The sequence below is a fragment of the Amaricoccus sp. genome (assembly GCF_047602525.1).
Classification (GTDB): Bacteria; Pseudomonadota; Alphaproteobacteria; order Rhodobacterales; family Rhodobacteraceae; genus Amaricoccus.
Map to the genome: position 1 here is coordinate 347,240 of NZ_JASGHB010000001.1, position 16,781 is coordinate 364,020.

General features: G+C 69.7%; 19 protein-coding genes, 1 tRNA gene and 2 pseudogenes. 12 read left to right on the top strand and 10 right to left on the bottom strand.

Annotated features, from left to right (window positions below; all coding sequences use genetic code 11):
- The first annotated feature begins 4 nt into the window (after window positions 1-4).
- The 4 genes from QM699_RS02040 (at window position 5) to QM699_RS02055 (ending at window position 1,503) form a co-directional block, all read left to right on the top strand.
- Window positions 5-199, top strand: a complete 195-nt coding sequence (locus QM699_RS02040) for a hypothetical protein (RefSeq protein WP_415009578.1) — start codon at window positions 5-7, stop codon at window positions 197-199.
- Complete coding sequence (locus QM699_RS02045) at window positions 162-431, top strand: c-type cytochrome (RefSeq protein ID WP_415012673.1); 270 nt, start codon at window positions 162-164, stop codon at window positions 429-431. The genes QM699_RS02040 and QM699_RS02045 overlap by 38 nt, the downstream gene beginning before the upstream one ends.
- Before the next feature lie 20 nt (window positions 432-451).
- Entirely contained in the window at window positions 452-943 is a 492-nt protein-coding gene (locus QM699_RS02050; RefSeq protein WP_415009579.1) for a RidA family protein, read from the top strand.
- A 197-nt stretch (window positions 944-1,140) separates the two neighbouring features.
- Entirely contained in the window at window positions 1,141-1,503 is a 363-nt protein-coding gene (locus QM699_RS02055; RefSeq protein ID WP_415009580.1) for a hypothetical protein, read from the top strand.
- On the opposite strand, the gene QM699_RS02060 is transcribed toward QM699_RS02055, so the two are convergent.
- Window positions 1,482-1,558: transfer RNA gene (locus QM699_RS02060), tRNA-His, on the bottom strand. The two genes, QM699_RS02055 and QM699_RS02060, sit on opposite strands and share 22 nt — an antisense overlap.
- Before the next feature lie 96 nt (window positions 1,559-1,654).
- Window positions 1,655-2,692, bottom strand: a complete 1,038-nt coding sequence (locus QM699_RS02065; protein WP_415009581.1) for a tetratricopeptide repeat protein — start codon at window positions 2,690-2,692, stop codon at window positions 1,655-1,657.
- Window positions 2,693-2,823: 131 nt separating this feature from the next.
- Here QM699_RS02065 and QM699_RS02070 point away from each other — a divergent pair, with 131 nt between their 5' ends.
- Window positions 2,824-3,279 (top strand): prepilin peptidase, encoded by a 456-nt coding sequence (locus QM699_RS02070; RefSeq protein WP_415009582.1) that lies wholly within the window; start codon window positions 2,824-2,826, stop codon window positions 3,277-3,279.
- 40 nt (window positions 3,280-3,319) lie between these two features.
- Here QM699_RS02070 and QM699_RS02075 read toward each other — a convergent pair whose 3' ends face one another.
- The gene (locus QM699_RS02075) at window positions 3,320-3,568 is read right to left on the bottom strand and encodes a PilZ domain-containing protein (protein ID WP_415009583.1); all 249 of its coding nucleotides are present in this window, start codon (window positions 3,566-3,568) and stop codon (window positions 3,320-3,322) included.
- 147 nt (window positions 3,569-3,715) lie between these two features.
- Between QM699_RS02075 and QM699_RS02080 the strand changes: the two genes are divergently transcribed.
- Genes QM699_RS02080 through QM699_RS02090 form a run of 3 tightly spaced genes read left to right on the top strand, consistent with a single transcriptional unit; the run spans window position 3,716 to window position 6,347 of the window.
- Window positions 3,716-5,239, top strand: coding sequence for a vWA domain-containing protein (locus QM699_RS02080; RefSeq protein ID WP_415009584.1), 1,524 nt, complete (start codon window positions 3,716-3,718; stop codon window positions 5,237-5,239).
- Window positions 5,236-5,790 (top strand): TadE/TadG family type IV pilus assembly protein, encoded by a 555-nt coding sequence (locus QM699_RS02085; protein WP_415009585.1) that lies wholly within the window; start codon window positions 5,236-5,238, stop codon window positions 5,788-5,790. The genes QM699_RS02080 and QM699_RS02085 overlap by 4 nt, the downstream gene beginning before the upstream one ends.
- Window positions 5,787-6,347 (top strand): TadE/TadG family type IV pilus assembly protein, encoded by a 561-nt coding sequence (locus tag QM699_RS02090; protein WP_415009586.1) that lies wholly within the window; start codon window positions 5,787-5,789, stop codon window positions 6,345-6,347. The genes QM699_RS02085 and QM699_RS02090 overlap by 4 nt, the downstream gene beginning before the upstream one ends.
- A 141-nt stretch (window positions 6,348-6,488) precedes the next feature.
- Here the strand turns inward: QM699_RS02090 and QM699_RS02095 are convergent, their stop codons facing one another.
- The 3 genes from QM699_RS02095 to QM699_RS02105 form a co-directional block, all read right to left on the bottom strand.
- A complete protein-coding gene (locus QM699_RS02095; protein ID WP_415009587.1) occupies window positions 6,489-6,827 on the bottom strand; it encodes a MarR family winged helix-turn-helix transcriptional regulator in 339 nt (112 codons plus the stop codon).
- A gap of 89 nt (window positions 6,828-6,916) precedes the next feature.
- On the bottom strand, window positions 6,917-7,546 hold the full coding sequence (locus QM699_RS02100; protein WP_415009588.1) for a septation protein A: 630 nt from the start codon (window positions 7,544-7,546) through the stop codon (window positions 6,917-6,919).
- A gap of 82 nt (window positions 7,547-7,628) precedes the next feature.
- Window positions 7,629-8,378: a response regulator gene (locus tag QM699_RS02105; RefSeq protein ID WP_415009589.1), complete on the bottom strand. Its 750-nt coding sequence runs from the start codon at window positions 8,376-8,378 to the stop codon at window positions 7,629-7,631.
- Window positions 8,379-8,599: 221 nt separating this feature from the next.
- Here QM699_RS02105 and QM699_RS02110 point away from each other — a divergent pair, with 221 nt between their 5' ends.
- The 3 genes from QM699_RS02110 to QM699_RS02120 all read left to right on the top strand — a co-directional run bounded on the left by QM699_RS02110 (window position 8,600) and on the right by QM699_RS02120 (window position 11,037).
- Window positions 8,600-10,228: an alpha-amylase family glycosyl hydrolase gene (locus tag QM699_RS02110; protein WP_415009590.1), complete on the top strand. Its 1,629-nt coding sequence runs from the start codon at window positions 8,600-8,602 to the stop codon at window positions 10,226-10,228.
- A 240-nt stretch (window positions 10,229-10,468) separates the two neighbouring features.
- Window positions 10,469-10,714 carry a hypothetical protein gene (locus tag QM699_RS02115; protein ID WP_415009591.1) on the top strand — a complete coding sequence of 82 codons (246 nt, stop codon included), beginning with the start codon at window positions 10,469-10,471 and terminating at the stop codon, window positions 10,712-10,714.
- Window positions 10,711-11,037, top strand: coding sequence for a hypothetical protein (locus tag QM699_RS02120; RefSeq protein ID WP_415009592.1), 327 nt, complete (start codon window positions 10,711-10,713; stop codon window positions 11,035-11,037). Before QM699_RS02115 ends, QM699_RS02120 begins: the two co-directional genes overlap by 4 nt.
- A 68-nt stretch (window positions 11,038-11,105) precedes the next feature.
- Here QM699_RS02120 and QM699_RS02125 read toward each other — a convergent pair whose 3' ends face one another.
- The 3 genes and pseudogenes from QM699_RS02125 to folD form a co-directional block, all read right to left on the bottom strand.
- Complete coding sequence (locus QM699_RS02125) at window positions 11,106-11,264, bottom strand: glycine cleavage T C-terminal barrel domain-containing protein (protein WP_415012674.1); 159 nt, start codon at window positions 11,262-11,264, stop codon at window positions 11,106-11,108.
- 298 nt (window positions 11,265-11,562) lie between these two features.
- Window positions 11,563-13,668: pseudogene (locus tag QM699_RS02130) on the bottom strand (FAD-dependent oxidoreductase); the annotation flags it as partial.
- A gap of 42 nt (window positions 13,669-13,710) precedes the next feature.
- Window positions 13,711-14,627: pseudogene (gene folD / locus QM699_RS02135) on the bottom strand (bifunctional methylenetetrahydrofolate dehydrogenase/methenyltetrahydrofolate cyclohydrolase FolD).
- A 162-nt stretch (window positions 14,628-14,789) separates the two neighbouring features.
- Here folD and QM699_RS02140 point away from each other — a divergent pair.
- On the top strand, window positions 14,790-15,809 hold the full coding sequence (locus QM699_RS02140; protein WP_415009593.1) for a GlxA family transcriptional regulator: 1,020 nt from the start codon (window positions 14,790-14,792) through the stop codon (window positions 15,807-15,809).
- On the opposite strand, the gene QM699_RS02145 is transcribed toward QM699_RS02140, so the two are convergent.
- The gene (locus tag QM699_RS02145; protein WP_415009594.1) at window positions 15,770-16,762 is read right to left on the bottom strand and encodes a GlxA family transcriptional regulator; all 993 of its coding nucleotides are present in this window, start codon (window positions 16,760-16,762) and stop codon (window positions 15,770-15,772) included. The genes QM699_RS02140 and QM699_RS02145 overlap by 40 nt on opposite strands.
- Between the last annotated feature and the right edge of the window lie 19 nt (window positions 16,763-16,781).

Below are 16,781 nucleotides of genomic sequence, written 5' to 3' on the forward strand. Positions count from 1 at the left end.
AGCCATGAAAGCAGCATATCCCGTCGCCGCGGCGCTCGCCGCCGGCGCCCTCGCCCTCGCGTGCCTGCCGGCCGCGCACGCCCAGCAGGCGGGCAGCGCGTCCGGCAACGTCGGCACCTTCGCCGACTTCGGACGTCTTCAAGTACACCGACGGCAAGGACATCTACGCCTCCTCCTGCCAGGGGTGCCACCAGGCTGACGGCAAGGGGGCGATCGGCGCCGGCCACTATCCCCCGCTCGCCGGCAACTCGAAGCTCGAGGCGGCGGGCTATCCGGTGATGCTCGTGCTCCACGGGCAGAAGGCCATGCCGGCGCTCGGCGAGTATTTCGACGACGCGCAGGTGGCGGCGGTCGTCAACTACATCCGCAGCCACTTCGGCAACGACTACAAGGACGAGGTGACGCCGCAGGACGTGGCGGACATGCGTTGATGCAGAAGGAGAGAGTTTCCATGAAGATCGTTCACGCGCTGGCGCTGGCCGGATTGCTCGGGGCCGGCATCGCCGCCCCCGCTTCGGCGGAGGTCATCCGCCACACGACGCCGGGCTCCACCTTCCCGATCCTGCGCGCCTCGGAGACGACGGCCGGAACCACCACCGTCTATCTCTCGGGCATGGTGCCGAAGGTAAAGGACGAGTCGGCGCCCGAGGGATCGGTCGCCCGCTTCGGCGACACCGAGACGCAGACCGTGAGCGTGTTCGAGACGATCGCGGCCACGCTCGCCGACCTCGGCCTCACCATGGGCGACGTGTTCAAGATGCAGGTGTTCCTGACCGGACCGGACGGCGGCCCGATGGACTTCGACGGGTTCATGAAGGGCTACACGCAGTTCTTCGGCACCGAGGCGCAGCCGAACCTCGTCAGCCGCTCGGTGATGCAGGCGGCAGGCCTGGTCAATCCCGGCTGGCTGGTGGAGATCGAGGTGACTGCCGCCCGCCCCTGAGGCCGGCCCGGGATCGGCCGCGGGAGTCGCTTGCGACGTCGGCGGCCGCGCCGGACCTCCCCGGCCTGCGACCGGGCGCCGGTGGGACGAAGGCACCCGGTTCGCGCCCCACGGTACCAGAGCCACAAGCGTCAACGCCCGCCGCCACCGCCCCTCATCTGCTGGGGCTGCTCAACCGCGCGCCGGCCGCTCCGGTCGTGGCCGACATGGAGGCGTGCGTGCGCGGCGGCCTCGGGGCCCTGCCGGTCAGCCGCCTGTTCGTGCGCGCGATTCGGCCGGGCCGCACCGCCTGTATCGTCGTGCACGCCGTGGTGCCGGATGGCACCGCGCTCGACGTCGCCGAAGCCGACCGCCTGCGCGGCGCGATCCTGGCGCGGCTCGCCGCCCGGCATGGCCCGATGGTCGCCGACGTGATCTTCACCACCGTCGAGGCCTACGCCGCGCCCGCTGCCGGGAACACCGGCATGACCGCGGCCCCGGACGGATCCCGCGCGACGCAGGCCGCATGGCAGGATGCGGCGCCTTGCAAGGAAGGTGATGGTACCGCCTCCCCGGCTTGAACGGGGGACCCCCAAATCCACAATCTGGTGCTCTAACCAACTGAGCTAAGGCGGCACGGGGAATGCAGGTACAGGCGATCGCCGGAGTTGGCAAGGGGCGACTCGCGTGTCGCCGCCCCGAGTCGCCGTCCCGGTTGGCTTGGGGCCCGCCCTACTGCGGGCCGGCGCTGGAGGAGGTGACGATGGGGGCAGGGTCGGCGACGCCACCCGAGGCGGCGACGAAGCCGTCCGTCCCGGCGGTCGTGGTCGCGGCGCTCGCCACCTCCGTCGTCGCGGCGCTCGCGACCCCGGTCGTCGCGGGGGCGGCGGGCGCCTCGGAGATCAGCGTGGCGTCGGGGGTCGGCGCGATGATCGGCGCGGCGGCCGGCATCACCTGGCCCGCCGGCCGGGTGCGGCTCGGGGCCGACTCGAAGCTGCCGATCGGCTTGCCCTTGGCCAGCATGCCGCGCAGCTCGCGGTAATAGGCGAGATTGTTGCGGACCTCGGCGCCCGACAGGTCCGCGGAAAGCACCGACTGCGCCTCCTTCTCCCGCCCGGCGAGCCCGAGCACCAGCGCGAGGTTGCCGCGGGTGTTCGCCGTCGCCGCCGGGTCGCGCACCAGCTCCTGCAGGATGCCGATCCCCTCGTCCGGCTGGCCCGACAGCCCGAGCGACAACCCGAGGTTCGAGAGCAGCGCGAAATCGGTCGGGTCGCGCTGCAGCCCGGCGCGATAGGCGACCTGGGCCTCGGTGTGCCGGCTCAGCCGGTCGAGCGCGATGCCCTTGGCGGTCAGGAGCCGGATGTCCTTGGGCCGCCGCGCCAGCGCGGTGTCGAGATTGGCGAGCGCCGCCTGTGGCGCGCCGGCGCCGAGCTGCGTGCGCGCCAGTTCGAGCAGCACGTCCGGGTCGCGCGGCCGGCGGCGGTTCGCCTCGTTCAGCGCCTGCTCGGCCCGCGAGAACTGGCCGAGGCCGGCATAGGCGCGCCCGAGCCCGACCAGCGCCTCGACGGAGTCCGGGTTCTGGTCGAACGCCTGCTGGTAGAGCGTCGCGGCGGTCTGGAAATCGCCGGCGTCGGCCGATCGCTCGGCAAGGCGCGTCGGCGAGGCGGCGCCGCCGGCGCCGGTGCCGAGCCCGCCGGAACAGGCGCCTAGGATCGAGGCGGCCGCCAGACCGGCGAAAAGCCCGGGATAGGGTTTGCTGCGGTGCCGCATCGCTCGTCGTCTCCTCTCCCCTCGCCGGCGGCACTGAAACCAATTCGTCGTTAAGGATGGATTAGCGCCCGCCTGCGAGCGTCGCGCCCGGGCTGCCGGCGAGGTGGCCGGGGCTTGGCCAGGAGGCCGCCATGGCGCTCGTTCTTTCCTGCGCGGCGATCGCGCTGTTCCTTGCGGCGGCGGCGACCGATGCCGCCCGGCGCACGATCCCGAACCCGCTGGTGGTGGCGCTGGCCGTGCTCGGGGTCGTGCGGATTGTCCTCGGCCTCGCGATGGGCGACGGCCTCGGTGCGGCGGGGCTCGACCTGGTTGCCGCCACGGCCGTCTTTGCCCTCGGGGCGGGGGCGTTCGCGGCGGGCGTGCTCGGCGGCGGCGACGCGAAGCTGCTCGCGGCCGGCGCGCTCTGGATCGGCACGGGCGGGCTCGGCGGCTATCTTCTCGCAACGGTGCTGGCGGGCGGCGTGCTGGCGATCGGCTATGTCGCGTGGCAGTTCGTGGTGCCGCGGGCCCGGGGCAGGGGCCTGCCCTACGCGCTGGCGATTGCCGTGGGTGGCATCCTTGCAACGGCCGGGCCGCTCCTCGCCTGAGGCCGGCCGCGGCGGCTCCGGGTCAGGCGTCGCCGCGTCGTCAGGCCGCCTCGAAGCAGATGCCGGTGGCGTCGGCGGCGCGATAGGCGACGCGCGCGGCATGGACCGGCCCGTTCTCGATCCGCAGCTCGAAGCCGTCGGGGACGCCGAGCATCGGCCCGAGCCTCAGCCGCGCGCCGCCGGGCGACAGGTCGAGCACCACGCAGTCCACTGCCGCGCGGCCCTTGCTGAAGACGATCTTGGCACGCCTGAGGACGCGCGCCCGCCGATGAGTTCGCCGGTCTTCCATCTGTGCCCCCGAGTCCGGGCTGTCCGCGAATTGTACGCCCGCCGCCCGGCAGGGCCCAAGCGCGGCGTGCCGGCTTGGTTAAGGGCAGTTTTCCAGAGATTCGGCCCGTCTTTCGCCTCGACGCTAACCAACAGTTGACGGCCGGTGGTGGAAATTGCGCGCCAGCACGACAGACCGGAGCCCCGAGAATGCGCGCCACCCCGCGGATCGCCCGTCTCTTCGCCGGCTTCGGCCGTCTGCGCGCCGGGCTCGGCCAGCTCCTCGCCGACCGGCGGGGCGCGGCGGCGGTGTTTCTCGCCATCGCACTGGTGCCGCTGGTCGGAGCGGTCGGCCTCGCGGTCGAACTCCTCGCTCGGCTACCTGCTGCGCAGCCGCCTGTCGAAATCGCTCGACGCCGCCGGCCTCGCCGCCGGCCGCTACGCCCTGGAATCCAACGCGAAGGAGGTGGCGCGTGACTACTTCGACGCCAACTTCGGCCAGGGCGGCGATGCGGTCGTCACCGAATTCAACTTCAGCCTCGATGACACCAAGCACTTCGTCACGCTGACGGCGCGGGCCAAGACGCCGACCTATTTCATGCGGATCTTCGGCCAGACCGAGATGGACGTCTTCGCCACGACCGAGGTCGAACGCCAGACCAACGGCATGGAGCTGGCGCTGGTGCTGGACAACACGGGGTCGATGGCTGGGACCAACTTCAACAACATGCAGAAGGCGGCGCTTGATCTCATCGACATCTTGTTCGGTGATGAGGAAGAGGTCGACAACGTCTGGGTGAGCCTGACGCCCTACGTGGCGAGCGTGAACATCGGACCAAGCCATACCTCATGGCTCAACCTGACGGATCAGGCCCTGACGACCCCGAGCGTGTTCGGCAGCGAAGGCTGGAAGGGATGCGTCATGGCGCAGGCCATGCCCTACGATGGCGATGACACGCCGCCAACTGTGCAGAAGCTGTCCTCCTATTTGTATCCCAAGGCGATCGACAACAATTGGCCGCCGATCCGAAGCTCCGCCACCTATCCGAACGAGACTGCGACCGGCCCAAACCTTGCGTGTCCCACGGCGATCACGCCGCTCACGAAGTCCAAGACGACGATCAAGGCCGGGTTGAACGCGATGAAATCGTGGAGGCGAGGGGGCACGACCAGCAATCTCGGCCTTACGTGGGGCTGGCGCACAATCTCACCCCGCTGGCGCGGACTGTGGGGAGACGCGGACCTGCCGCTGGATTATTCCGGAGACAATGAAGACTTCATCGACAAGGTCGTGGTGATCCTGACCGACGGCGAGAATGTGTTCTTCGATCTGCCATATAGCGTTTCGAAAGGCGTTGTGACCAGCCCGGGAGATACCACGACTCCGTCCGACTACACCGCCTACGGTAGGGCGAACGCCGCCGGGCCAGTGGGTCTCGCCAAGACCAGCGCGCCGGCAGGCAAGTCGGTGCTCGACTCCCGGATGGCGGCTACCTGCAAGGCGATGAAGGCCGAGGGCATCCGCATCTATTCCATCCTCTTTGCAAGCTCGATCTCGACCGCGACGAAGTCTCTATGGGAAACCTGCGCGTCGTCGCCGGCAATGTACTATCTCGCTCCGACCGGGGCGGAGCTCTCCGCCGCGTTCAAGGCGATCGGCGGCCAGCTCGCCAACCTCAGGATCGTGAAATGACACGGGCGAGGGCGGTCTTCGCCAGCGAGGCGGGGGCGGCGGCGGTAGAGTTCGCGTTCATCCTGCCGATCCTGCTGCTCTTTGCGCTCGGCACGATCGAGTCCGCCATCGTGCTCTTCATCCGGTCGTCGATCGAGTCCGCCGTTCTCGAGGCGTCGCGCTATGGCATCACCGGCAGCGAAGATGGCGTCAGCCGGGCCGACCGGGTGCTGGCGATCGTCGAGGAGCGCACCTATGGCCTGCTCGACCCCGACAAGATCGAACTCGAGACGCTGGTCTACGACGACTTCGCGGATATCGGCAAACCCGAGCCGTTCGTCGACGCGAACGGGAGCGGCTTCTACGAGCTGGGCGAGAGCTTCACCGACGTCAACGGCAACGGCAAGTGGGACGCCGACATGGGCAAGGCCGGGCTCGGCGACGGCAACGATATCGTCGTCTATCGCGTGCGTTATTCCTGGGGGATCATCACGCCGATGCTGCGCGGGATCGTGGGCGAGAGCATCGTCAACGAGTCGGCGGTCGCCGTGCGCAACGAGCCGTACAAATGAGCCTCCCGCGTCTCCTGCGGGACGAGCGGGGCGTCTCGGCGCTGGAATTCGCGCTGATCCTGCCGCTTCTCGTGCTGCTCAGCGTCGGGACGATCGACGTCAGCCGGCTGGTCCTGATCACCCAGAAGGTGCAGAGCGCCGCCTTCACGCTGGCCGACCTGACGGCGCGCATCAGCACGGCCAAGAGCACCACGCTCGGCAACGAGTTCCTCGCCATCAATCAGGTGATGAAGCCCTTCGACTTCGACGGCGAAGGCAACGCCATCATCAGTATCGTCTCGTCACCGACGGCGGCCAACACGCCGTTGGTGGCGTTGCAGTGCAAGGGCTCGGGCGGATACGCGGCGACCAGCTCCATCGGCGTGGTCTCCCACACCGCCACGCTGCCCTCCGGGTTCGACATCGGGAAGGGCGAGACCGTCGTCGCCGCCGAGGTTTACTTCGATTTCGAGCCGCTGTTCGGCATCGGCCTGCTGTCGTCCCGGGTGATCCGCCGCGCGGCGTTCTTCAAGCCGCGCCTCGGCGAGCTGGACAGCCTGACCTGCGCGAGCACCTGAGCGCCTACTCGAAGGCCGCGATCACCCGGCGGAGGAAGCCGATCACGGCGGCCTTGTCGGCCCCTGCGAGGGCGTCGCGGGCGTCGTCGTGCTCGCGGGCGCGCAGTGCCAGCTCGGCAAGCGCCGCACCGCCCGCTTCGGTCAGCCGCAGCGCATGCGCCGGCGATCCTCCGGCACCCCGAGCCGCGCGACCAGCCCGTCGCGCTCGAGTTCGCGCAGCAGCGGCGTCATCGTCGACTTGTCGCGCCCCGCGGCGCGGCTCAGCCCGACCGCGGTGATGCCGGGGTTGTCGTTGATGAGCGAAAGCACGGCGAACCAGCCCGGCTTCAGCCGCTTCGCGCCGGCCGACCGCTGGAAGCCGCGGAACGACGCCGCCTGCGCCATGCGGATGTGGAACGCCAGCGCCTCCGCAAGGGGGCCGAGGCTGACCGGCTCGTGTTCAAGGGACTGCGATGGAACTTCCGGCGACAGGCTGACCATGCCTCTTCTCGGGCTTCCGTGGACGAACGATCCCCACACGATAGCCAACGCCGGACTCGCCAGTAATCCGCAGATTTCGTGCGGCGAGGCTATTCGATGTGGTCCGGTGCGCGCTCGGCGGCGGCATAGCGCTGGAACAGCGGCACCTGTGCCATGATGAACAGGAAATTCGCCACCGGCAGCACGAAGGTGCGGAAGTCGACCCACCGATCGGTGCCGAACTTGCGCCACACCACCTCGTTCAGCACCGCCAGCGCGAGGTAGAACACGACGAAGCGCAGGGTGAACTTCATCCACCCTTCCTCGCGCATCGGGATGAGTTCGTCCATCAGGTAGCGCAGATAGCTCTGGCCGCGCAGGAGGCCGAACGCGAGAATGCCGGCGAAGAGCCCGTAGAGGATCGTCGGCTTCATCTTCACGAAGGTGTCGTCGCGCAGGATCAGCGTCAGCCCGCCGAACACCGTGACGACGACCGCGGTGATGACCGCCATCTTCGGCAGCCGCCCGGCAAGAAACCAGCTCGCCAGCAGCGAGACGAGGATCGTCGGAACGAAGACCTTGGTGGAGAACAGGATCTGCTCGAGCTGCCGCTCGCTGACGCTGAGCCCGTCGGGCACCGGCGCAAGGCGGTAGGCGAGGAAGAACACCACGATCGGGCCGACCTCGAGGACGAGCTTCAGGATCGGATTGATATGGCGTGCGGGCATGGCCAGCGACATAGCCGTCTCCCGGCGCCAGATCCAGCCTGCCGCGCGCGGCAGCCTGCGATCGGCGGGCGAGATGACGCCGAAGTGACGGGCGTCAGGCCACGTGCCGGCCCGGCCGGCGGTCGAGCCGCGCCTCGACCATCCGGGTCAGCAGACCGGCGCCGACGGGGGTGCCGGCCCCCCGCGCCGCGGTCGCGAGGTCGAGATCGCCCAGCATCTCGCCGACCGACTGCAGGAACTGCGCGCAGTAGGCAACGGTGTCCGCGTCCCCCGCCGGCAGCGCGTCGGCGAGCAGGCCGCGCGCCCGCAGCAGGTCTTCCTCCAGCGCGGCGCGCACGGTGGCGCGCCCGGCCAGCAGCAGCTCGCGCTCGTCCGGCCGCCGGCGGCTCTCGGCGTCGGGCAGCACTGCGAGCACCAATTCCTGGAAGACGCGCAGGCTCGGGATCGGCTTCTCGAGGCAGCCGGCGGCGCCAGCGGCCATCGCCTCGGCCTGCCAGGTGGCGCGCTCGTGGCCGCTGATCGCGACGATCGAGGTGAGCGGCGTCGGGGCCGACGCGAGATGCCGGATGAGGTCGATCCCGTCGCCGTCCGGCAGCCCCAGGTCGACGATCACCACGTTCGGGCGATAGATCGCCAGATGCCGGCTCGCGGCCGTCAGGCTGTCGGCGCGGCGCACCCGCGCGCCGCTTTCCGCCGCGTAGAGCCGGATTGCCTCCGACGCGGTTCGGCTGTCCTCGACGAGCAGGATGGTGACGGCAAAGAGGCACTGCCGACGCAGGCTCCCCGCGGCGGAGGGGGATGCGACGGCGGGCGCAGCGGGCCCGGTCCCTGTGGAAACGCTCATGCTTGCCTCGACTGACACCAATGGTTTACCCGCCGATTTGAGGCAGCGAAGGTGAACGGAGGCTTAATTCCGGCAATCCGGGCGAGCAGAGGACGCAGCGGAGCACGTCGCCGACGTTCGCCTGAGGCCCTCGCATCATCCCCGGCAGGGCCGGGCCCTCCCTTGCGCGCCCCCGAGGTTCCGCTAACGTCGCGCCGGCCGGATGGGCGAGGAGGGCGACGATGGCGGACTGGTGGCGTGGGGCGGTGATCTATCAGATCTACCCCCGGTCGTTTCAGGATTCGACCGGCGACGGGATCGGAGACCTGAAGGGCATCACCGAGCGGCTCGACTACGTGGCGGATCTCGGGGTCGATGCAATCTGGCTCAGCCCGATCTTCACCTCGCCGATGGCCGACATGGGATATGACGTGTCGGACTATACCGACATCGACCCGATCTTCGGCTCGCTCGCCGATTTCGACGCGCTCATTGCCCGTGCCCACGACCTCGGCCTCAAGGTCATCATCGACCAGGTGCTGTCGCACTCGTCGAACCAGCACCCGTTCTTCAAGGAGAGCCGGTCGAGCCGGGACAACCCCAAGGCCGACTGGTACGTCTGGGCCGATCCGAAGCACGACGGCTCGCCGCCGAACAACTGGCTCTCGATCTTCGGCGGGCCGGCGTGGGCGTGGGACACCCGGCGGAAGCAGTATTATTTCCACAACTTCCTCGTCGAGCAGCCGGATTTCAACTTCCACAATCCGGAAGTGCAGGACTGGCTGCTCGGGACGATGCGCTTCTGGCTCGACCGCGGCGTCGACGGCTTCCGCCTCGACACCGTGAACTTCTACTTCCACGACAAGCTCTTGCGGGACGATCCGGCGGATTATCGGATCAAGGCCGAGCCCGAGTCGAACCCCTACCACATGCAGTACCATATCTTCTCGAAGAACCAGCCCGAGAACCTCGGTTTCCTCGAGCGGATGCGGGCGCTGCTTGACGAGTACGAGGCGCGGGCGATGGTCGGCGAGGTCGGCGAAAGCCATCACGCGATCAAGATGATGGGCGAGTACACCAGCGGCAGGCGCCTGCAGAAGGCCTATTCCTTCGAGATGCTCGGCGACCGCTTCGACGCCGGCCACTTTCGCGGACAGCTCGAGGCGTTCTTCGACGGGGCGCCCAAGGGCTGGCCGACATGGGCGTTCTCGAACCACGACGTCCGGCGCCACGCCTCGCGCTGGGCGAAGCACGGGATCGGTCATGAGCCGCTCGCCAAGCTCGCCGGGGCGCTTCTGCTGTCGTTCGAGGGGTCGATCTGTCTCTATCAGGGCGAGGAACTGGGCCAGACCGAGACCGATCTCGAGCTGTTCGAGCTGACCGACCCGCAGGGCATCAACTTCTGGCCCGAGCCGGTCGGCCGTGATGGCTGCCGCACGCCGATGGTCTGGGACGCGGCCGCGCCCAGCGCCGGCTTCACCACCGGCCGGCCGTGGTTGCCGGTCAAGGAGGCGCAGGCGGCGAACGCCGTGGCGGGGCAGGCGGGGCAGCCTGACTCGGTCCTCGAATTCTACCGCAGGATGCTGCGCCTGCGCCGCGAGACGCCCGAGCTGGCCAGCGGCCGCACCGTCTTTTTTGACGTTTCGGAGCCGGTTCTCGCGTTCACGCGCGGTGGCAAGGTGCTGTGCGTCTTCAACCTCTCCCCGGAGGCGCATGCGGTGCACGTCACGGGCGGCGGCGCGCTGGCGCTGGCGCAGGGTGCCGAGCATCGCGGCGACGTGCTGCACCTGCATCCGAACGGTTTCGCGATCCTCGAAGCCCTCGAGGGCGTTTCCGTCACCGATGCGGTGGGGGCCGACTCCCGCGCCTGACCCGGAGGCGCCGGAACAAACCTCCCGGGCGGCCGTTCCGTCTGCATGACCGCAGAGTGCCACCAGGCCGAACACGCCGTCCAGCCGATCATCGGGCAGAGCCCGGCGACCGGACGGCGCGGGCGTGCGGTCGCGGGAGAACAAGACCGATCGAACGGCACCGCGTCGGTCCTGTCGCTGAGGCGACGGGCCGGCGGGGCGTGCGAGGGATGCAACCCGGACAAGGAAAGGAGAGCGACGATGGCTGACAGCGCATTGGACGACAGGACCCTGACCGGATTCTTCGACACCCGTTCCCGCGCCGAGGCGGCGTTGGTTCGCCTGACCACCCTCGGCCTCGCCGACGTGCGCCTCACCGGCGGCGACGATTCGCCGGCCGCGCGGATCACGACCGTGGCTTCTGGGAGAGCATTTCCGGTTTCTTCTTCCCGGCCGAGGACCATGCCACCTATGCCGAGGGCCTGCGGCGCGGCGGCTTCCTCGTGACGGCGCGCGCCGTGCCGGGCGAGCGGTACGACGAGGCCGTCGAAATCCTCGACGCCGAGGGATCGGTGGATCTGGGGGAGCGGGCCGACACGTGGCGGGCCGAGGGCTGGGCGGCACCCGGCGCCGCGTTCATCGACGACGCCCCCGACGCAAAGCGGGAGACGGCTGCGACTGCCGGCACGGCGGCAGACATGGCGGCACCGATCGACGCGGCGACGCGCCACGCCTATGGAACCGACGTGCCACGCGATGCCCTGTCGCGGGAAGGAGCGAAGATCGACGACAGGCGCGAGGCGCTTGTCGACGTGGGCCTGCGCCGCTGAAGGGTCCCCCCCACTTCTGACGGATCATGCAGGGGCCGCCGGTGCAGGGGCATCGGCGGCCCCACCCCTCAGCTGCGTGGCTTTGCGTTTTCCGGGTCGTAGAGCGGCTTGTAGCCGACGCTCGCCACTTCCACTGGATAGGTCTCGCCGAAGTACTGCACCGCGAGGGCCCGTCCCGGCTGGCAGTAGTCCCACGGCAGGTAGGCCAGCGCGATGTTCTTCCCCACGCTCGGCCCGTAGGCGATCGAGGTGGTGAACGACCGCCGCCCCGCCGAGTTCGACCAGCGTCTCGCCGGTGGCCGGGTCGATCACCGGCAGTGTCCCGACCGGATAGCGCGCCACGCCGTTCGCGTCGACGTTCTGCGTCATCACCAGCGTGCAGAGCATCGCCGGCTGATGCGCCCGCGCCCGGTACTCCAGATGCTTCGCCTTGCCGCGGAAGTCCGCTTCCTTGACCTTCGGACGGGCAAGGTCGGCCTCCAGCAGGTTGTACTCGGTCAGCAGGTCGGCGTTCTGCAGCCGCAGGCTCTTTTCCAGCCGCCGGCTGTTCGCGTAGGTCTCGACGCCCACCGCCATCACCCCGGTCGAGCGCAGCGCGTCCCAGACGGCGAGGCCGTCCTCGTACGGCATGTGCAGCTCCCAGCCCTGTTCGCCGACGTAGGAGATGCGGAAGGCCGCCACTTCCCTGCCGGCGATCCGTACCGGCTTGATCGCGGCGAAGGGGAAGTTCTCCCGAGACAGTCCGTCCGGGTCTGCCACGACCTTTGCCAGCGTCACCCGCGCGTTCGGGCCCCAGATGCCGATCGTCACGAACCGTTCCGCGACATCGGTGACGGTCACGTCATAGCCGCGGTCCTGCGCCACCCGGCGCATGTAGGCAAGATCGCGCGGGCCGGCGTCGGCGCCGTTCACCATGCGGATGCGGTCGGCCATGCGGAACAGGGTGAAATCCGCCCGCACCATGCCCTCGTCGTCGAGGAAGTGCGTGTAGATGCCCTTGCCGATGTTGCCGTCGCCGCCGACCTTGGCGGCGCAGAGCCACTCCATCATCGCCACATGATCCGGCCCCTCGATGTCGGTCATGTGGAAATGCGAGAGGTTGATGATGCCGCAGTCCTCGGACAGCGCCAGCTGCTCGGCGTTCGATACCCGCCAGAAGTGCCGGGCGTCCCACTCGTTCAGCCGCTCCGGCACCCGGTCGCCGTACTTCTCGAGCAGGTGCTCGTTCGCGGCATAGCCGTGCGCCCGCTCCCAGCCGCCGAGCTCCATGAAGTAGCCGCCCAGCTCCTTCTCGCGTTCCCAGAACGGCGAGCGGCGGATGCCGCGGCCGCCGGCGAACGGCTCGCGCGGATGCACCGGCGGGTTGTAGATCTTGCGCGCCGTCTCGGTGCAGCGCTCCTCGATGAACGCCTCGGTCAGCGCGAACGGGTTGAACCGCGCATAGTCGATGCGCGCGTGGTCGATCGCCGTCCTTCCGTCGGTCATCCAGTCGGCGATGAGCTTGCCCATCGCCGGGCCGTCCTTGACCCAGATGCCGACCGCGTACCAGAGGCCGCGCACCTTCTGGCTCTCGCCCATCGACGGCCCGCCGTCCGTGGTCGTCTGCAGCAGGCCGTTGAACGAGTGCCCCTCGTTGTAGCCGAGTTCGGCGAGGATCGGCGTCAGCTCCATCGCCCGCTCCATCGGCGCCATGACCTGCTCGAGATCCAGGTCGCGCTGCGACGGCGAAAGCCGCGCCTGCTCCTTTTCGAGCAGGTCGCGTGGATGCACCAGCCGGGGCTCGGTCTCCTCGTAATAGCCCCACTCGATCTGCCCGCCCTCGGCGGTCTTCGGGTCGCCGGTGTCGCGCATGTAGGCCGAATTGCCCTGATCGCGCAGCAGCGGATAGCCGATCTCCTTGCCGGTGCCGGCAAATTCGTCGTACGGCCCGAAGAACGTCAGCGGGTGGTCCACCGGCATCACCGGCAGGTCTTCGCCCGCCATCTCGGCGATCAGCCGTCCCCACAGCCCGGCGCAGACCACCACATGATCCGCCATGATCGTGCCGCGCGTCGTGACGACCCCCCTGATGCGCCCGTCCTCGATGACGAGCGACTTTGCCGAGGTGTTGGCGAACGGCTTCAGCCTGCCGGCGGCCTCGGCCTGGTCGACGAGCTTGCCCGCGACCGTCTGCGAGCGCGGAATGACGAGGCCGGCGTCGGGGTCCCACATGCCCCCCTGCACGAGGTCCACCTCGATCAGCGGAAACTTCTCCTTGATCTCCGCCGGCTCCATCATGCGGACGCGGGTGCCGAATGCCTTGCCGCTGTCCACCTTGCGCTTGAGCTCGGCCATCCGCTCGTCGTCGCCGACGCGGGCCACCTCGATGCCGCCGATCCGGGCGTAGTGGCCCATCTTCTCGTAGAAATCGACCGAGTAGAGCGTCGTCCAGCAGCTCAGGAAATCGTGGCTCGTCGCATAGCAGAAGTCCGAGGCGTGCGCCGTCGAGCCGATGTCGGTCGGGATGCCGGACTTGTCGATGCCGACGATATCGTCCCAGCCGCGCTCGATCAGGTGGTGCGCGACCGAGGCGCCGACGATCCCGCCGAGCCCGACGATGACCACACGCGCCCGTTCGGGAAACGCTGACATTGTTCTCTCTCCTTCTCGATCTCGATCGCCAGGGGCTTGCGCTCACCAGAGCCGGGGGACGGGCAGGCCGCGCCGCATCGCCGCCGCGACCAGCGTGTTGTGGATGAGGCTCATGATCGTCATCGGACCCACCCCGCCCGGCACCGGCGTGATGGCGCCGGCATGGCGCGACGCTACGCCGAACTCCACGTCGCCGACCAGCACCGACTTCGCGCCGCGCTCCACCCGGTTGATGCCGACGTCGATCACCGTCGCCCCCGGCTTGATCCAGTCGCCGCGGATCATCTCCGGGCGGCCCACTGCCGCGACGACGATGTCCGCCGCCCGGACCTTTTCCGCCAGCCCCTTCGTGCGCGAGTGCGCCACCGTCACCGTGCAGCTCTCGGCGAGCAGGAGCTGCGCCACCGGCTTGCCGACCAGGATCGACCGGCCGACGACGATCGCGTCGAGCCCGGCGAGGGTCGGCCGCACCGATTTCAGCAGCATCAGGCAGCCGAGCGGCGTGCAGGAGACGAGCCCGGGCAGCCCGGCGGCCAGCCGCCCGGCGCTGAGCGGATGCAGCCCGTCCACATCCTTTGCCGGGTCGATCGCCGCGATGACCGCGAGCGCGTCGAGATGCGCCGGCAGCGGCAACTGCATGAGGATCCCGTCCACGGCGTCGTCGGCATTCAGCCGCGCGACCAGCGCCATCAGGTCGCCCTGCGTGGTGGTCTCCGGCAGCACGTGCTCGAAGCTCGCCATCCCGACGTCGCGCGCGGTGCGCCCCTTGTTGCGCACGTAGACCGCGCTCGCCGGATCGGTGCCGACCAGCACCACCGCGAGCCCCGGCGCCCGGCCTGCGTGGCGGCCAGCGCCGCGACCGCCCCGGCGATGCGCGTGCCGAGGCCGGCGGCATACGCCTTGCCGTCGATCGTCAGCGCGCCGGTGCGGGCCTCCTCCTGCGGCAGCGTCGCGGACATCGGCATGGCCCCTCCCTCGCAGCGGCCGCGGGGACGTCCCCGGCGCGTGCCGGGAGGAATGCGTCATGAGCGGCACGCTGGACAGGAGATTTGCGTCAGATCCGCAATACCGCTACGACATCCACATGCAGGCCGCGGGGGCGGCGGCTGGAGGGACGCACGATGGACGCCGGCGTGGGACAACTGCGGCGCGGGACGCCCCGCCACGGGACCGGGCCGGGGCAGGGGCCGCGGCTCTCGGTCGGCTTCATCCTTGCGCCGCGCTTCACGCTCTGCGCCTTCGCGAACTTCGTCGACGTCCTGCGCCTCGCCGCGGACGAGGGCGACCGCAGCCGGCCGATCCTTTGCGGCTGGTCGATCCTCTCCGACACCATGGACCCGGTCGCCTCCAGCTCCGGCGTTCCCGTCCAGCCCGGCGAGCGCCTCGGCGACCCGGGCCGCTTCGACTACATCGTCGTGGTCGGTGGCCTGCTCGAGGAGACCCCGAAGCTCGGCCCCGCCTACACCCGCTTCCTGCACCGCGCCGCCGAGGCCGGCGTGCCACTGGTCGGCCTCTGCACCGGCGCCTTCATCCTGCACCGCGCCGGCCTGATGCAGGGGTATCGCGCCTGCGTCAGCTGGTTCTGCCACGCCGATTTCCTCGAGCAGTTCGACGGCCTCGAGCCGATCTCGGACCAGATCTTCGTCATCGACCGCGACCGGCTCACCTGCGCCGGCGGGGCCAGCTCGGCGCATCTTGCCGCCTATCTCGTCGAGAGGCACGTCGGCCGGGCGCAGGCGTCGAAAAGCCTGCACATCATGATCATCGACGACGCGCTCCGACCGGAGAAGCCGCAACCCGGCCTGCCGCTCGAGCTGCGCACCGACGATCCGCTGGTCCAGCGCGCGCTGCTGCTCATGCAGCAGCGCATCGACTCGCCGCTCGCCGTCGCCGACCTTGCGCGGGCGATGGGCCTCGACAAGCGCCGGCTCGAGCGGCATTTCCGCGCCGCGCTCGGCACCTCGCCGCAGGCGGCCTTCCTCGACATCCGCCTTGCCTTCGCCCGTCACCTCGTCGAGGCGACGGCGAAGTCGATCGCGGCGATCGCCGTCGAATGCGGCTTCTGCGACTCGTCTCACCTCAGCCGGATGTTTCGCGCCCGCTACGCCTGCACGCCGTCGGAGGTGCGCGCCGGGCCCTGACCGCGCGCCTTGCGGAACGCGTCCGGCGTCACCCCCTCGGCCTGCCGGAACACGCGGATCATGTGCGGCAGGTCGCAGAACCCGGTTTCCGCCGCGATCTGCGTCGCGGAGCGCCGGGTGGCGAGCAGCAGGTGCTTGGCCTGTTCGATGCGGATCAGCCGGTCGGCTTCGAGCGGCGTCATCCCCAGCGCCTCGCGGAAATGCCGCTCGATCTTGCGCCGGCTCACCCCGATCTGCGCCACCACCCGGCCGATGGAGAGCGGCGCGTCGATCGACTGCTGCATGACGAGCAGCGCCCGGCGCACCAGCGGATCGTCGGTGCCGAGCGCCAGCGGCATCCCGGGCTGCGGCTCCTCCGCCGCCGCCTCGTCGAGGATCATGATGTGCAGGCTCTTCGAGGCGCGCGCCCGCCCGAGATGCTTCTCGACGATGAACGCCGCCAGATGCGCGGCACTCACCCCGCCGGAGCAGGTGAGCCGGTCGCGGTCGACCACGAAAATCTGGTCGCTGACCGGCCGCAGGCCGTCGAAGCGTTCGAGGAAATCCTCGTGGTGGAACCAGCTGACGCAGGCGCGATAGCCCTGCATCAGTCCCGCCCGGTGCAGCGCGAACGTGCCGGTGCAGACCCCGACAAGCGGGATCCCCGCCGCCGCCGCGCGTTCGAGGAAGTGCACCGTCTCGGGATGCAGTTGCTCGATCTCGTCGACCAGCCCGCCCACAACCACCAGATAGTCGAAGCGCGCCGGATCGCCGAGCCGCTCCTCCGGCTGTACCGTGATCCCCGACGACGACGCGATCGCGTCGAGGGTCGGCGACACCACCTTCCAGGAGCACAGGATCGGCCGGCTGCGGTCGCCCTCGTCGGCCGCGAGCCGCAGCACGTCGACGAAGTTGCCGAGCGCGCAGAGCGTGAAGCGGCGCGCGAGGATGAAGCCGACGTTCAGCCGTGCCACGCGTGCCCTCCCCAAGCGC

Coding starts and splice junctions, on each gene's coding strand:
- QM699_RS02070 (WP_415009582.1), top strand. CDS start 2,824: ATGGCGCTCGTTCTTTCCTGCGCGGCGATCGCGCTGTTCCTTGCGGCG.
- QM699_RS02105 (WP_415009589.1), bottom strand. CDS start 8,378: ATGAGCGTTTCCACAGGGACCGGGCCCGCTGCGCCCGCCGTCGCATCC.
- QM699_RS02100 (WP_415009588.1), bottom strand. CDS start 7,546: ATGTCGCTGGCCATGCCCGCACGCCATATCAATCCGATCCTGAAGCTC.
- QM699_RS02140 (WP_415009593.1), top strand. CDS start 14,790: ATGGACGCCGGCGTGGGACAACTGCGGCGCGGGACGCCCCGCCACGGG.
- QM699_RS02090 (WP_415009586.1), top strand. CDS start 5,787: ATGAGCCTCCCGCGTCTCCTGCGGGACGAGCGGGGCGTCTCGGCGCTG.
- QM699_RS02110 (WP_415009590.1), top strand. CDS start 8,600: ATGGCGGACTGGTGGCGTGGGGCGGTGATCTATCAGATCTACCCCCGG.
- QM699_RS02085 (WP_415009585.1), top strand. CDS start 5,236: ATGACACGGGCGAGGGCGGTCTTCGCCAGCGAGGCGGGGGCGGCGGCG.
- QM699_RS02095 (WP_415009587.1), bottom strand. CDS start 6,827: ATGGTCAGCCTGTCGCCGGAAGTTCCATCGCAGTCCCTTGAACACGAG.
- QM699_RS02040 (WP_415009578.1), top strand. CDS start 5: ATGAAAGCAGCATATCCCGTCGCCGCGGCGCTCGCCGCCGGCGCCCTC.
- QM699_RS02050 (WP_415009579.1), top strand. CDS start 452: ATGAAGATCGTTCACGCGCTGGCGCTGGCCGGATTGCTCGGGGCCGGC.
- QM699_RS02075 (WP_415009583.1), bottom strand. CDS start 3,568: ATGGAAGACCGGCGAACTCATCGGCGGGCGCGCGTCCTCAGGCGTGCC.
- QM699_RS02065 (WP_415009581.1), bottom strand. CDS start 2,692: ATGCGGCACCGCAGCAAACCCTATCCCGGGCTTTTCGCCGGTCTGGCG.
- QM699_RS02115 (WP_415009591.1), top strand. CDS start 10,469: ATGGCTGACAGCGCATTGGACGACAGGACCCTGACCGGATTCTTCGAC.